Genomic DNA, 13,689 nt, shown 5'->3' with positions numbered 1-13,689 from the left:
GCACAAGTCCTTGATAGCACTTGCGAAAAAATTTATTTTTCGTAGGCTTATTTAGGGCACCTTAATTTCTCAAATCTTCTAGAATAAATTGACAAGTCTTACTTGACTTATTACCACTAGACTAAAATATTTAAAGCGGTACTTTTTCCTGACCCAGAAGGACCTAAAATAACAGTGAATTGTCCCTTTTTTATGTCAAAACTTACATTTTCAAGTGCTTTAACTTCCTGATCACCTATTTGATAGGTTTTATTGATATTTTCAAAATGAATCATAATTGCCTCCTAATATTTAGATATAAATTTAATTTTTTCTTTTAAATTTGGTTCCTTGTACTGCTCAATAATCTTTTGAGAGACAGCTTCCCTACTTTTATTAATTTTCATTTGCGCCTGTGAAAGAGCTTCTTCTATAGGGACAACAATAGGTAAATCGTAAGTTTCTATAATTTTTTGTCAATCGACTAATCTGGTCTCCTCCAACTATTACAGGGGATATTCCAATATTTACAAAAACATCTTCCATTTCTATATCTGAAAGTTTTCTATACTTTTCAGAAACAGGTCTGTGACCGTCTGCTGCCATTTCAAATTCAACAGGTAAATGAACTGCATCTGTGTACCATTGCTTAGCATGATAAGTTGCAACCTGTCCATAAGCATCTAGATAATTTCAAAAAAATGTTTTAGCTGGTATCCCCAGAACTGCCTTTGCAACCCTATGAATAAGCTTTGAACCCGGATTTATTCCAACTTTCATGCGTACAGTGCCATATATCCATTCATTTAGTACCGAACCATCTGAAATAAAACTACCACACTCTTTATAAAGTACTATTTCTTCACGAATTCGTTCTTCTAGTCTTTTAAGTCCTAATGCCATTAATTCTGTAGAATTCATGTCTTCAAATCGTCTACCTGGATATAAATCAGTCAATATCTCTCTAGCTGACAAAGCATTTATTAACGGAATTCCTGTAGCGATTGATAATGCAATAGTTGTTGTCGTTTTTCCAGTTGAATATGTCCCCGATATAACAAGGCGAATTTCTTTTTTATTCATTAAACTAACCTCCTTAACTATTTGGCAATCTATGTGCCACATTCCCACTAAAAATCACTTCATCGCCTATTGTACTACCTTGCATTTCTAATATCCTCCACTCATCGTCTCCTCTTTTTAAAGTAGAACTTTTTACAATTTCTCCAGTAAGCATTATAGGTTCAATATAAGTAAGAGGTGTAGTGATTTTTGCTTTCACTGTCCTCATCCATAATGTATCACTATCACAACGTGCCATACCATCAAAATTATATACCATCACTTGAGCAAATTGAGAAACGATAATTAACCACTCTAAAATGGAAATGTTGAAATAACAACTGCTCGACATTCCACTATATCTTTCATGAAAAAGTACGTCTCTCACAACATCACAATTTGCATATTTTTCTGTCAAAAAGTCAATATTTGTTAAATCATGCCTAATATTTTTCAAATGTTTTGAAAAATATTTGTCTTCTATATTTTCAGTTAAACAATCATTTTCTAGCAGATATTGAGTTAGTGAAATTTTAAGTTTCATGCTTAAAATTTCTATTCTCGCCCAATATTTATCGTTATCCTGCGTTATTTTCTTTAGGGTTATTGGAATACGATTCAAATCTTCAATTGGAGTAGCACCAGCTTTTATTTCAAAAGAATCTATGCACAATGAATTCAGAGATACTTTTGGATAAAACTTTTCAAAATATCTTTCAAGCAACAGAGCTGATATTACAACTCCATCAAAGGTGCTTAAATGTGGTGTTACATTAATTTCTTTTTTCTTTGACCAACCATCTCTTTGATGTAAGGAAACATATCCCAGATACTCACCATCTTTTTCAACTAAATTATGAATCTTTGAATAATCTGTTCTCTTATGTCCTCCCCCAAAGTACCTTTCTTCGTAATTTCCTAATATTTTATTAACAAACCACTGCTCAACTCGCACATTCTCAATCAATAATAAAACCAGAACAAACTGAATTTTATTTGCCAACGATAAAATATAATCAATTTAAAAAACGCTTTCTTTTGTTTCCTTACGATTATTAAATGAGTACATCTTAATTATAAATTTCTATAAAAAAAAAACATCCGTATTTACCGAATGTCTTTTTGCATAGTTACACATTATAATGATTATACTATCTTTAGTTTTAGTCCCTCTCGAACAGCTCCAATTCTAGAATTTACACCTAGTTTTCTACAAATATTTGACACATGTGTCTCTACAGTTCTCCTACTAATAAACAACGTCTGAGCAATTTGTTCGTTTTTGTACTCCTCTGTTAGTAACGATAACACCTTAAGTTCAATTTCAGACAAAATTGATTGCGTTGTATTCTCAATCAAAAAATCAGGGATTATATGGTTGCCCTTTGAAACATTGATAATACAGCTAATCAACTCTTCGTAACTTGCTTCCTTTCTTAAAAATGCCTTAACGCCTAGCTCTAAAGCTCTTTTATGCAATATTTCTTCATAAAAACCAGAAATTAAAATTATTTTTATTGGTTCTCGTTCTAACTCCTGTATCTTTTTTATTAAGTCAAATCCATGCATTTCTTTCAACATTAAATCCATAATAACAATATCAATTGCTTTATATTTCAAACAAAGTAAAAAATTATCAACATCGTTATAACTACCAACAATATTAAAATTTTCTACTGATTGCAATTTTTCTGTCAATCCATGAAGTACTAACTGATGATCATCAATCAATGCTAAATTTATTTTCATTTGCTTAGTTCCTTTTCTTTTGGGATAACTAGTGTCACTATTGTTTCATCATTTATATCCATAGAAATTCGTCCATTCAATAGTTTTAACTTTTCTTTTATTACATCAAGTCCAAAATGACTCTCTGTTTTTTTTTGCTTTACGTTTAAAGGAAAAATTCCATCATCTCGAACAATAAAATAATAAAAGATATCATCTTCTGAAATTGATAAATAAATTTTCTCTGCTTTACCATGAAATATGCTATTATTCATCAATTCTCTTATAGATCTCAGAACAAAATTACTTATTTTTTCTGAAAAATCAAACTCTACCACTTCTATGTCTATTGAAACCTTAACAGGAAATTTTTTTTGTAATCTATTTACCATATTATATAATGCGTTTTTTAACCTAAGCTCCTGAATCATCAGCGGATAGACATCTGAACATAGCTCTCTCAATAAGTATACCGTCTCTTCTAATATATCTATTGTATCTAGGTTTCCAGAAAAAACAGATTCTTTCTCTTTTAGCTCTCTTATGAAAAAAACAACATCTTGAATAATTGTATCATGAATATGAATAGATATATTTTCTCGTTCTTCCTCTGCAATCAGAAATGACTCCAAAGAATCACTTGAAATCCTATTTTTTCGTATAGCTGATGTCACTTCAGTAAGCATGGATAGCAGAGAATAACTGAGTAAAAAAATGTAAACAACGAGCAATTTTAACGGAATGTAATGACTTAGTAAAATTAGCAGAGTAATAATTATTGTATAAACACTTACAATTATCAAATTTAGTACTTTTTCAGGAACTCTATATCTGAATAAAAAACTCTTTGAAATTATGAGGGTGTGAAAAAGTCCAATTAATGGCAAAAACAAAAATGGAATCACAACTATAAAAGGGGCATGCCACTCTAATTTTAAGATATAACCAAAAATAAAGGGTAACATCCCTAGCAAAGTAAGTAATAACAAATTTGAATAATTACTCTTTCTTTTTTTAAAAACATTCTCTAAGAGAATTAGCAAGAGTAATACAATTAACATATAAAATATTCCGCTAGCTAAATAATTGATTAGTAGCATAGGTATCTTGTTCAGTAAGTTACCACAAAAGAGCATGATATTAATCATCATGATGATTAGGCAAAGTAACATCGCCTTATTCCTTTTCACCTGCTCTCTAATTGTATATATTTTAGAAGAAAATACACCTATAAATAAAGGTAATATGGATAGTGTCGATATAATAAAAAAGCGTCCAATTGAATTTCCTATACTTGAAGGGACAATTGATAGTAGCATAAAAATAATAGTTACTAAAAAATAATAGAAAAAAATACTACGTCTGCTGATAATCTGTCGCTTACTATACCAGAGTAAAAAAATCATTATAAAAATAACACATATAAACAAATAATGATACCTCTTCATGTTTAAAGTATTCTTTACAAAACTAAAAAATATTATATTTCCTTTTCGATTAATCTTTATAGAGTGAGCTTGTTCTACGATTAACCACTTTTTAATAATTTTATTTTTCTCAGGATTTTTTCATCTACTGATAATATAATATCATTCTTTAGCAAACCTGTTTGTTCAGCAGCACCATTTTTTTGTACCATAACAATTTTCCAGCTATCTCCAATTTTTCTTGTACTTATACCAATATAAGTTTGCATTGAGATGCTAAAATAATAAAATATAGATAACAATACTACGATAACACTGAAAAAAATGAGTTGATAAAAATAATAATTTTTTACTTTAGTATTGTTCACATTTATCCTCACATTCCTACCACTTCAAAAATTACTCAAAAGCTTAAAACCATAAATCGTATAGATAAAAATAATCTATTTATCTACCTTTATTCCTGTTCTTATTATAGCAGAAATAGCCTCAGACTTAAATCTAAACTATTGTAATGCAATTTCGTAATTTTTAACAAATTATATTTGTTTGATAACACCTACTTTCCTTAAATATCTCAGATTTCGTTCAATTAAATATGAATGAGCTCATGTTGAAAGTATGAAAAAATAAACCGCATAAAATTCATTTTAGAAAACGTTAATTTCATGCGGTCTATTTTTTATGATTAACATCAAATACATGATGGTTTAATTTTCCTAGTTTAATTCGTGAGTCTCTGAATACTTCTCAATAGTTTTTTAGCGAATAGAGTCAAAGTTCTTTCAACCAGTTTTCAAAACCTTGTTTTCCATACAAAAAACCATAGTCCAAATCTATTAAGTCAACCATTGAAATACAATAAATTACTTTTTCAACACTTGAATCATCAATGCTAATATTATGTTTGTTATTGTAAATATTGAATGCCCACATTGATAATTCTTTTCTATTTTCTTTAGAATCATCATTAATTAACTTATTCAATATAGATTTCAATTCATCTCTTGATAGAATAGATGTATTATTCATTCAACTCTTTCAACCAAATTTCAAAATCTATCGTGTTATACAAAAAACCAGATTCTGAATCATCACAAGGATTTATTAAATCGATCCCTGAAAGACGATCTAATGTTTTTACAACTAGTGGATTTTCAATTTTAATATCAAGTATATCATACAACTCAAATGCCCAGATAGCAATCCTATCACGTTCTTCCTTGGAAGAATCTGAAATCAATTTCTCCAAAACAGTTTCCAACTCATTTTTGGAAGGTATGGTTACATCATTCATTCAAATTTTTCAACCACTCTTCAAAATCAAACTTGTTGTAAACAAAACCATTATCAACAGATGGATCAATTAAATCAACCATGGAAATCCATGACACCACTTTATTTACAATCAAATTTTCACTTTTAAGATTTACATCATCATGAATTTTAAAAGCCCACATAGCAATTTTTTTACGATTTATTTTTGAATCATCGTTAATTAACTGTTCCAGAACATTTTGTACTTCCATCTGTGAAGGAGCATATTTTTCTAACATACTTTTACCTCCTTCCCAGATAGTTACCATCAGCATCAAATATATGATGGTTTAATTCGTGGGTTTCGGGTTTAGGTGCTACACTTCGAACTGTATCATTATGGTCTACTGTTTCATACCAACTTCTTTTATTACCAGTATCAGGATCCCATTCCTTTACAGGTCTAGCTCCTTTCATTTCCCCCTCATTCATTGCTGGTTTGATATCATCATAAAAGCGATATTTCCCATTATCTAATTCTTTTATACCTGCTTTACCATTCTCCTCAGCTTGCCTATAAAATTCATTCAAAAGCTCTTTATTTTGAGGACTAGAGGCATACAATCCATCCGCATTTTGATTGACTGCTTTACTAACTGTTTGTTTAACAGTACTCTCAGCTATCTCATCACCATTTTTAACAATTGTTTTCCCGGTTGTCTTAATAGCTGATTCCGCAGCTTCACTAGCTAGCTCTTTCCCGACTGTTTTACCGACGCTAGAAGTGACAGCTTTAGCTCCTGGGATAACTGTTAAGGCGACATCTAATCCATCCATAGCTTTTTCGACATTGGAAAGTTCACGACCTGTCAGCCAATCTTTTCCTGTCGCTACATTGCTAGCACTACCTATTGTCAACGCTGCTGTTAAACCCATACCAAGCGGTGCAGTAACTGGAATTAAGGTTAAGATACCTGCTCCAATAGATAAACCGATTTTTATTGCATTTTCGTGTTTCTTAACAAAATCTCCAACTGCCTTAGTAGCACCATTCCAAACTGCACTAGCACCTTCACACATTTTACGAATACGTGCTTCGGCTTTTGCTCTAGTTTCTTGAGCTATCGCAACTGCTTGTTGATAGGCTGCTTGTGCTTGAGCTGCTTTGGTAGCTGCCCAGTCAACGGCTTGATTATAGCCTTGCTGGACTTGGTTTGAAACATAGTTGACACCTTGGCTGGCGTAGGAGGCTGCTTGATTATAAACTTGTTGGGCAGAATGGAAAACATTCGAAACAAAATTACCCACCGCATTTGCTACATATTTCACAGCTTTGACAGCTGGTTTTACAACATAGTTGTCAACGATTTGAACAGCTTTTTTAGCTGCTTTCTTAATACCATTCCAGACATCATTCCAACCAAAACGCCCTGCATCATCACGATACATGAATGGATTGTTATTACCATAAATGTATTTATTCTGCGTGACGGGATTTTCTAAGTCTCCTAAAACAGTATCTTGTTGTAAGAAGCGTCCAGTAGTGGTGTTGTACTCTCTCGCTCTCAGATGAATATCTGCACTGTTATCATGGTACTGACTTCTGTAACCTGCTTGGTCGTTGATTCGGCGCTCACTTGAACCAAATTCCTTGTAAAGGTTACTTGAATATAGTCTACCATTTTCTTTAGAAATTTGCGTGATATTGCTCTTCAAACCATCTTGATGATAAGTGTCAAGGTCATTACCTATCGCCATGCCCTTGTTGTCGTCTTGACTTTCTTATCATAGTTGGTGTACTGCTCTTGTAACGGGCTGACATAGGTTTGCGTATAGTCATTCAGATACTCAATCGTGTCAATCATCACAGTTGTATCAACTGCTTTTTTCAGTTTTTCTTCTGTGACTTTGCGACGATTCACATCATGGTCGATGCGCCATGTGCGGTCTTTGATAGGTAAGCAACGTGAGAGAAACTCTGGCATTTTGACGAGTTTCGTCAAAATATCTGAAAGTGTGATATCACTTTCTTCAAGACGGAGCTGTGCCTCTCTGTCTGTCGCTTTCATCCACGACATCATGTCTGTTTTGAGTTTACGGTCGTACTCAGTCGCCGTGCCTTTAGAAATTCGATTACCTAAAGCATCATAGGTGTAGTAAGTTTGTTTGCCCCAAGTTGAACTTTCTTGGATTAAACGTCCTTCGACATCATACTGATAAATCGTGACTTCGCCTAAGCTGCTAGACGTGACCATTGGCATCCCGTAAATATATTATATCAAAAAAACAGACAGATTTCTTATCTCTGTCTGCTTAATCTTTATTACATTAAAGGAAGTTGAAAATATTTTTTATAACTTTCTATAAAAACTAGCATCATTAATTTATAGAATATTCTTCTAGTATATCTTCAAACTTTTTCGTGTTTTCAGGAAGATTGAGTACTTTCAATAATAGTAACATATCAAACCCAAATTCTGATTGATAAAATTTGACAAACTGTATCAATTGGTCATATAAACTATCATTTGGAAATTTTTTCTGTATCTCTTTCCAATCAGGATAAACTGCACCATCCAAAAGATAGTCTGCCTCCTCTCCATTCTCTAAGATATCTCTATACCCTAAGTTAATTAAAAAGGTTCTGATGCCATATAAATCATCATCTTCCCAGAACTGCAAATTTTGTTTTCCAATCCATATTGTAAATTCACTTACCGCAGTAAATTTCACATCCAAATATAAGAGTTTCATTTCCTGCCTCCAAGGTTTACACCCCCATCTTGAATTTTTTCTTCACGTATTTGAACCCAAACTTCTCTTCCATCAGATAAAATTCTTTTATAGATTGTAGATTTTCCAGTTGGATCATTAGGATATGGATTAGCATATTCAGGTTTTATAGAGTCTTCTATTAATTTTCTATTTGTAGGAGTATCTACATCAAAATGACCCTCTGCTTTTCTGAAAATATGATCAAGTTGTGAATCATTTGTCGGCCATTCAACTTTTTTGGCAACTTGTTGCGCAGTCTCTTTAGCACTATTTTGTGCAGTCTCCTTAGCCGCACTCTGAGCGCCTTCCTTGGCTAGAGACTGCACGCCTTCTTTAACAGCGCCACCCGCAAATGGAATCACACCTAGACCAGAGGCAATAACTTCCAACCAGTTACCTGTTTGAACACCATGAGCTGCATCTCGAATGTCACCTATGTCACCAATACCAGGGACGCCACCCAATATTATTTCAAGTAAAGTGCCACCTTTACTTGAATTTTTACTGTAGCTACCTTTTACAACTTGGTCAAGTAATTTTCCAGCACCTTCGCACATCTTACGAATCCTATCTTGACGAATTGCTTTTTCTTTAGCAATTCGCTCAGCCTGAATTCGTTCAATTTCTTGACGAGCATATGGTGAAATATTGGGTTCTATTTGATTACTGACAATTTGATGACCATTAGAATCATAGTAAATAGTCGGAGCACCTGTTGTACTGTAAGTATCATAATTTGTATAGCCCGAGTTTCCAGAACCCGAGTTTGATGTAAATAAATCTTTTACGAAGTTACCAACGGCTTTCGCAGCCTTAACAACTGGTTTTACAACATATTTATCAACGATTTGAACAGCTTTTTTAGCTGCTTTCTTAATACCATTCCAGACATCATTCCAACCGAAACGCCCCGCATCATCACGATACATGAATGGATTGTTATTACCATAAATGTATTTATTCTGCGTGGTTGGATTTTTCAGGCTACCTAAAACAGTATCTTGTTGTAAGAATCTTCCAGTAGTGGTGTTGTACTCTCTGGCTCTCAGATGAATATCTGCACTGTTGTCATGGTACTGACTTCTGTAACCTGCTTGGTCGTTGATTCGGCGTTCGCTTTTGCCAAACTCTTGATAAAGGTTACTTGAATATAGTCTACCATTTTCTTTAGAAATTTGCGTGATATTGCTCTTCAAACCATCTTGATGATAAGTGTCAAGGTCAGTGCCTATCGCCATGCCATTGTTATCATAGATGTTAGTCGCTTGATAGCTTGACTTAACTTTCTTATCATAGTTGGTGTACTGCTCTTGTAACGGACTGACATATGTCTGGGTATAGTCATTCAGATACTCAATCGTATCAATCATCACAGTCGTATCAACTGCTTTTTTCAGTTTTTCTTCTGTGACTTTGCGACGATTCACATCATGGTCGATGCGCCATGTGCGGTCTTTGATAGGTAAGCAACGTGAGAGAAACTCTGGCATCTTGACGAGTTTCGTCAAAATATCTGAAAGTGTGATGTCACTTTCTTCAAGACGGAGTTGGGCTTCTCTGTCTGTTGCTTTCATCCACGACATCATGTCTGTTTTGAGTTTACGGTCGTACTCAGTCGCCGTGCCTTTAGAAATTCGATTGCCTAAGGCATCATAAGTGTAGTAGGTTTGTTTGCCCCAAGTTGAACTTTCTTGGATTAAACGTCCTTCGACATCATATTGATAAATCGTGACTTCGCCTAAGCTGCTACGTTTTTGACTGACATAACCGTTGGCGTCCCATAAATATATTATATCAAAAAACAGACAGATTTTTTATTTCTGTCTGCTTAATTTTAATCAACTAAATAAACATCAAATTTTCTAGGAAGCATTCCATTCTCAAATATTTGTAATGTTTCATTCCAATAACCAGTCACTCTTGAGATTTCTTCTTCCCAATAATGCATCCAAAAGAGAATTCTCGAAAAATTTTCTCCAGCTTTTTCAGGATATGGATAAGCTATCTCTTGAGCGTTACTGATAAACAGAACATAACCATTATCGTTTTTTAACCACTCTAAATCTCTCATTACATCATCTAACCAATTTAGATTTGTTATCTTCTCTCCAAATTGTGTATACTGAAAAGCCTCACTTAATGCGTTTATAAAAGTTTCATCTGTTTTTAAAGTTTCCGAATCAACTTCTGCTACAAAATAGCCCTTACGTTTCAAGTCTAACAGTAATTTATTTTTATCTTCTTTTACAATTCTATATATCTGATTTCTCATATGTCCCCCTATTTTACCCTAACAAATGTTTCATAGTGGTCAGCAGTGTAATACACAGAGCCATCTGTTCCTTGAACAAATCTTTCTGCGTCACGACTACCTTTTGAATAATCAAAATCATTTACATCAAATTCTCTATAAGTTATCTTATTACCACCCGAATCCGTAGCTGGCAATTGATTTTTACTATTTCCCCAATTTCCACCAGCTTTTGTTTTAGAATCTTGCCCAGATACTTTTCCATTCCATCCATTATTATCATATTTCTTATAAATATCTTGAACATTATCAGGTAAATCATCTAGTGATTTAGCGGGAATATTCTTAGCAGCTTGTTGCGCAGTCTCTTTAGCACTATTTTGTGCAGTCTCCTTAGCCGCACTCTGAGCGCCTTCCTTGGCTAGAGACTGCACGCCTTCTTTAACAGCGCCACCCGCAAATGGAATCACACCTAGACCAGAGGCAATAACTTCCAACCAGTTACCTGTTTGAACACCATGAACCGCATCTCGAATGTCACCAGCATCACCAACGACGGGAATACCACCAACTATTATTTCGCCTAAAGTACCGCTTTTACTTGAGTTATTACTATAACTACCTTTTACAACTTGGTCAAAGAATTTACCTACGCCATCCCAGAACTTATCCGCAGTATCACATTGCTTCTGCTTACGTGCCTCGGCTTTCTTACGTGTCGCCTCTGCCGCAACAGTTCTATAATAGATGCCACGTACAATCGGGTCATTTAGATTATATGATTTACCGTTAAGCACCGCAGTTTGCGGAAATTGTCCATAGAGTGAATCGTTGCCAAATGGGGACGGTTGTGGTCTCCAACCACCGTTACCATTGTTAGAAGATGAACCGCCTCCAATAAATAAGTTGACAACTGGCTGAATAACATTCTTATTAACCCAATTTACCCCTGCTTGTACAGCTTTTACAGCTGGCTTAACGATATAATCGTCAACGATTTGAACAGCTTTTTTAGCTGCTTTCTTAATACCATTCCAGACATCATTCCAACCAAAACGGCCCGCATCATCACGATACATGAATGGATTGTTATTACCATAAATGTATCTATTTTGCGTGGTTGGATTTTTCAGGCTACCTAAAACAGTATCTTGTTGTAAGAATCATCCAGTATTGGTGTTGTACTCTCTGGCTCTCAGATGAATATCTGCACTGTTGTCATGGTACTGACTTCTGTAACCTGCTTGGTCTTGAATTCGGCGCTCACTTGAACCAAATTCTTGATAAAGGTTACTTGAATATAGTCTACCATTTTCTTTAGAAATTTGCGTGATATTGCTCTTTAAGCCATCTTGATGATAAGTGTCAAGGTCATTACCTATCGCCATGCCGTTATTGTTGTAGAAGTTAGTCGCTTGATAGCTTGACTTAACTTTCTTATCATAGTTGGTGTACTGCTCTTGCAGTGGGCTGACATAGGTTTGCGTATAGTCATTCAGATACTCAATCGTGTCAATCATCACAGTTGTATCCACTGCTTTTTTCAGTTTTTCTTCTGTGACTTTGCGACGATTCACATCATGGTCGATGCGCCATGTGCGGTCTTTGATAGGCAAGCAACGTGAGAGGAACTCAGGCATCTTGACAAGTTTTGTCAAAACATCTGAAAGTGTGATATCACTTTCTTCAAGACGGAGTTGGGCTTCTCTGTCTGTTGCTTTCATCCACGACATCATATCTGTTTTGAGTTTACGAGCGTACTCAGTCGCCGTGCCTTTAGAAATTCGATTGCCTAAAGCATCATAGGTGTAGTAGGATTGTTTGCCCCAAGTTGAACTTTCTTGGATTAAACGACCTTCGACATCATACTGATAAATCGTGACTTCGCCTAAGCTAGAGCGTTTTTGACTGACATGACCGTTGGCGTCGTACTCGTAAGTTGCGCCTTTGTCACTTGTGATTTCTAAGAGTTGGTTGTCGGCGTTGGTTTTCCACTCTTGAATGCCTTTGAATTTGCCATTGACATCCAAACGAGTAGCGATACGGTTACCAACATAGTCCGTAAATATATTATATCAAAAAACAGACAGATTTATTATTTCTGCCTGCTTAATTTTTACTCCACCTGAATAAAATTGGAAAAAATATTTTTTATTCAGATTAAATTATTTTTCTGTCATTTTTGCTATAAAGATCATATTTTTCTAATATGCCAGTAAAAATATATCATTCGAAAGTACGCCACTTGAATATCGGATAAAAGTCACTATAGCATTCTTCACAAATCCAATAGTATTTACTTTTATCACAATACCCATAAAGTAAATCCCCAGCAGTAAATCCAAATTTTTTCCAACAGAATTGACAGTGGTCATGATCACGATTTGCTATTTTGAAAGCACGATGGTACAAATCAATATCTAAAAGATATAAATCTTGGTCTGTAAATCTCCAATCATTTTTATCATTAGTATGTTTATTGTTTATATTAAAATCCAAAATACCCACCTCATTTCGGAACAATGCTACCATCTGGAAAAATTCGAGAATCTGGTTCTCCTCGCCCAGGTTTGTAATCCCAATGAGGTCCAATAGGATCTGGATGATCTAAATCCGGATGCAAAGACTCTCCAGTTTTAGGATTATACCAATTTCCTTGACTTGTACCAGGAGCCCCGGAACCTCGCCACTCATAATCTTTTCCAGGGGGGTGCTCAGGGTTATTTCCTGGATATGTCGGAGCTTTTTGTTTATTACCACTTCCCTCAGAGACACTCTCAGGCGTAACGTCACGATTATCCAGCTTAAGAGAGCCAAAAGAACCATGGTCAACAAAATTGACTACACCATTGATTACGACAACCGCAACAGTACCCCCAACAACCCATGGGGTTGCAGAGGAGGCAGCCGCTGATGCAGTGGCTGCTGCTGTTACAACTTTTCCCTTGAGCCATCCAGCAATTGTTGTTCCCACCATAGTGCCACCTACTATAGACCATGGATCAGCACCAACGGTTGAACCTAGTTTAGGGAGTTTTGCTGCATCCTCACATTGTTTCTGCTTACGAGCTTCTGCTTTCTTGCGTGTCGCCTCTGCCGCAACTGTTTTGTAGTAGATGCCACGTACAATCGGATCATTTAGATTATATGATTTACCGTTAAGCACCGCAGTTTGCGGAAATTGTCCATAGAGTGAATCGTTGCCAAATG

At 34.9% G+C, this 13,689-nt stretch carries 19 protein-coding genes; all 19 read right to left on the bottom strand.

The genetic code is table 11. From position 1 onward, the window contains the following. Window positions 1–116: 116 nt before the first annotated feature. On the bottom strand, window positions 117–275 hold the full coding sequence (locus ACYQ21_RS12390) for an ATP-binding cassette domain-containing protein (protein ID WP_460058723.1): 159 nt from the start codon (window positions 273–275) through the stop codon (window positions 117–119). Between the two features lie 100 nt (window positions 276–375). Further along, window positions 376–585 (bottom strand): hypothetical protein, encoded by a 210-nt coding sequence (locus ACYQ21_RS12385; protein ID WP_460058722.1) that lies wholly within the window; start codon window positions 583–585, stop codon window positions 376–378. An 87-nt stretch (window positions 586–672) separates the two neighbouring features. Then, window positions 673–1,062, bottom strand: coding sequence for an AAA family ATPase (locus ACYQ21_RS12380; protein ID WP_460058721.1), 390 nt, complete (start codon window positions 1,060–1,062; stop codon window positions 673–675). A gap of 13 nt (window positions 1,063–1,075) precedes the next feature. Then, entirely contained in the window at window positions 1,076–2,044 is a 969-nt protein-coding gene (locus ACYQ21_RS12375) for an AvrD family protein (protein WP_460058720.1), read from the bottom strand. A 143-nt stretch (window positions 2,045–2,187) separates the two neighbouring features. Next, window positions 2,188–2,790, bottom strand: coding sequence for a response regulator (locus ACYQ21_RS12370; RefSeq protein ID WP_460058719.1), 603 nt, complete (start codon window positions 2,788–2,790; stop codon window positions 2,188–2,190). Beyond that, window positions 2,787–3,830, bottom strand: a complete 1,044-nt coding sequence (locus ACYQ21_RS12365) for a sensor histidine kinase (RefSeq protein ID WP_460058718.1) — start codon at window positions 3,828–3,830, stop codon at window positions 2,787–2,789. The genes ACYQ21_RS12370 and ACYQ21_RS12365 overlap by 4 nt, the downstream gene beginning before the upstream one ends. A 467-nt stretch (window positions 3,831–4,297) precedes the next feature. After that, entirely contained in the window at window positions 4,298–4,564 is a 267-nt protein-coding gene (locus tag ACYQ21_RS12360) for a PDZ domain-containing protein (protein ID WP_460058717.1), read from the bottom strand. A gap of 406 nt (window positions 4,565–4,970) precedes the next feature. Beyond that, a complete protein-coding gene (locus tag ACYQ21_RS12355; RefSeq protein ID WP_460058716.1) occupies window positions 4,971–5,228 on the bottom strand; it encodes a hypothetical protein in 258 nt (85 codons plus the stop codon). After that, entirely contained in the window at window positions 5,221–5,493 is a 273-nt protein-coding gene (locus ACYQ21_RS12350; RefSeq protein ID WP_460058715.1) for a hypothetical protein, read from the bottom strand. Before ACYQ21_RS12350 ends, ACYQ21_RS12355 begins: the two co-directional genes overlap by 8 nt. Next, window positions 5,486–5,752, bottom strand: a complete 267-nt coding sequence (locus ACYQ21_RS12345) for a hypothetical protein (RefSeq protein ID WP_460058714.1) — start codon at window positions 5,750–5,752, stop codon at window positions 5,486–5,488. Before ACYQ21_RS12345 ends, ACYQ21_RS12350 begins: the two co-directional genes overlap by 8 nt. A 4-nt stretch (window positions 5,753–5,756) precedes the next feature. Next, window positions 5,757–7,211 (bottom strand): RHS repeat-associated core domain-containing protein, encoded by a 1,455-nt coding sequence (locus ACYQ21_RS12340; RefSeq protein WP_460058713.1) that lies wholly within the window; start codon window positions 7,209–7,211, stop codon window positions 5,757–5,759. After that, window positions 7,202–7,714, bottom strand: a complete 513-nt coding sequence (locus ACYQ21_RS12335; protein ID WP_460058712.1) for a hypothetical protein — start codon at window positions 7,712–7,714, stop codon at window positions 7,202–7,204. Before ACYQ21_RS12335 ends, ACYQ21_RS12340 begins: the two co-directional genes overlap by 10 nt. A gap of 118 nt (window positions 7,715–7,832) precedes the next feature. Next, window positions 7,833–8,207, bottom strand: a complete 375-nt coding sequence (locus tag ACYQ21_RS12330; RefSeq protein WP_460058711.1) for a hypothetical protein — start codon at window positions 8,205–8,207, stop codon at window positions 7,833–7,835. Then, a complete protein-coding gene (locus tag ACYQ21_RS12325) occupies window positions 8,204–9,802 on the bottom strand; it encodes an RHS repeat-associated core domain-containing protein (RefSeq protein WP_460058710.1) in 1,599 nt (532 codons plus the stop codon). The genes ACYQ21_RS12330 and ACYQ21_RS12325 overlap by 4 nt, the downstream gene beginning before the upstream one ends. 260 nt (window positions 9,803–10,062) lie before the next feature. Then, window positions 10,063–10,500, bottom strand: a complete 438-nt coding sequence (locus ACYQ21_RS12320) for a barstar family protein (protein WP_460058709.1) — start codon at window positions 10,498–10,500, stop codon at window positions 10,063–10,065. Window positions 10,501–10,508: 8 nt separating this feature from the next. Then, complete coding sequence (locus ACYQ21_RS12315; protein WP_460058708.1) at window positions 10,509–11,558, bottom strand: ribonuclease domain-containing protein; 1,050 nt, start codon at window positions 11,556–11,558, stop codon at window positions 10,509–10,511. A gap of 84 nt (window positions 11,559–11,642) precedes the next feature. After that, window positions 11,643–12,509, bottom strand: a complete 867-nt coding sequence (locus ACYQ21_RS12310) for a hypothetical protein (protein WP_460058707.1) — start codon at window positions 12,507–12,509, stop codon at window positions 11,643–11,645. Between the two features lie 196 nt (window positions 12,510–12,705). Then, on the bottom strand, window positions 12,706–12,978 hold the full coding sequence (locus ACYQ21_RS12305; protein ID WP_460058706.1) for a hypothetical protein: 273 nt from the start codon (window positions 12,976–12,978) through the stop codon (window positions 12,706–12,708). 10 nt (window positions 12,979–12,988) lie between these two features. Further along, a partial coding sequence (locus ACYQ21_RS12300) for a hypothetical protein (protein ID WP_460058705.1) occupies window positions 12,989–13,689 on the bottom strand: 701 nt, incomplete at its 5' end.

It is taken from the genome of Pseudolactococcus yaeyamensis, from assembly GCF_054658615.1.
This window is presented reverse-complemented; position numbering and strand designations above follow the sequence as displayed.

What these genes read in the sequence shown, in the direction of transcription:
- ACYQ21_RS12355 (WP_460058716.1), bottom strand. Translation starts at nt 5,228, where the DNA reads ATGAATAATACATCTATTCTATCAAGAGATGAATTGAAATCTATATTG.
- ACYQ21_RS12365 (WP_460058718.1), bottom strand. Translation starts at nt 3,830, where the DNA reads ATGTTAATTGTATTACTCTTGCTAATTCTCTTAGAGAATGTTTTTAAA.
- ACYQ21_RS12315 (WP_460058708.1), bottom strand. Translation starts at nt 11,558, where the DNA reads ATGTATCGTGATGATGCGGGCCGTTTTGGTTGGAATGATGTCTGGAAT.
- ACYQ21_RS12370 (WP_460058719.1), bottom strand. Translation starts at nt 2,790, where the DNA reads ATGAAAATAAATTTAGCATTGATTGATGATCATCAGTTAGTACTTCAT.
- ACYQ21_RS12330 (WP_460058711.1), bottom strand. Translation starts at nt 8,207, where the DNA reads ATGAAACTCTTATATTTGGATGTGAAATTTACTGCGGTAAGTGAATTT.
- ACYQ21_RS12325 (WP_460058710.1), bottom strand. Translation starts at nt 9,802, where the DNA reads ATGAAAGCAACAGACAGAGAAGCCCAACTCCGTCTTGAAGAAAGTGAC.
- ACYQ21_RS12385 (WP_460058722.1), bottom strand. Translation starts at nt 585, where the DNA reads ATGGCAGCAGACGGTCACAGACCTGTTTCTGAAAAGTATAGAAAACTT.
- ACYQ21_RS12340 (WP_460058713.1), bottom strand. Translation starts at nt 7,211, where the DNA reads ATGGCGATAGGTAATGACCTTGACACTTATCATCAAGATGGTTTGAAG.
- ACYQ21_RS12335 (WP_460058712.1), bottom strand. Translation starts at nt 7,714, where the DNA reads ATGCCAATGGTCACGTCTAGCAGCTTAGGCGAAGTCACGATTTATCAG.
- ACYQ21_RS12390 (WP_460058723.1), bottom strand. Translation starts at nt 275, where the DNA reads ATGATTCATTTTGAAAATATCAATAAAACCTATCAAATAGGTGATCAG.
- ACYQ21_RS12380 (WP_460058721.1), bottom strand. Translation starts at nt 1,062, where the DNA reads ATGAATAAAAAAGAAATTCGCCTTGTTATATCGGGGACATATTCAACT.
- ACYQ21_RS12320 (WP_460058709.1), bottom strand. Translation starts at nt 10,500, where the DNA reads ATGAGAAATCAGATATATAGAATTGTAAAAGAAGATAAAAATAAATTA.
- ACYQ21_RS12345 (WP_460058714.1), bottom strand. Translation starts at nt 5,752, where the DNA reads ATGTTAGAAAAATATGCTCCTTCACAGATGGAAGTACAAAATGTTCTG.
- ACYQ21_RS12350 (WP_460058715.1), bottom strand. Translation starts at nt 5,493, where the DNA reads ATGAATGATGTAACCATACCTTCCAAAAATGAGTTGGAAACTGTTTTG.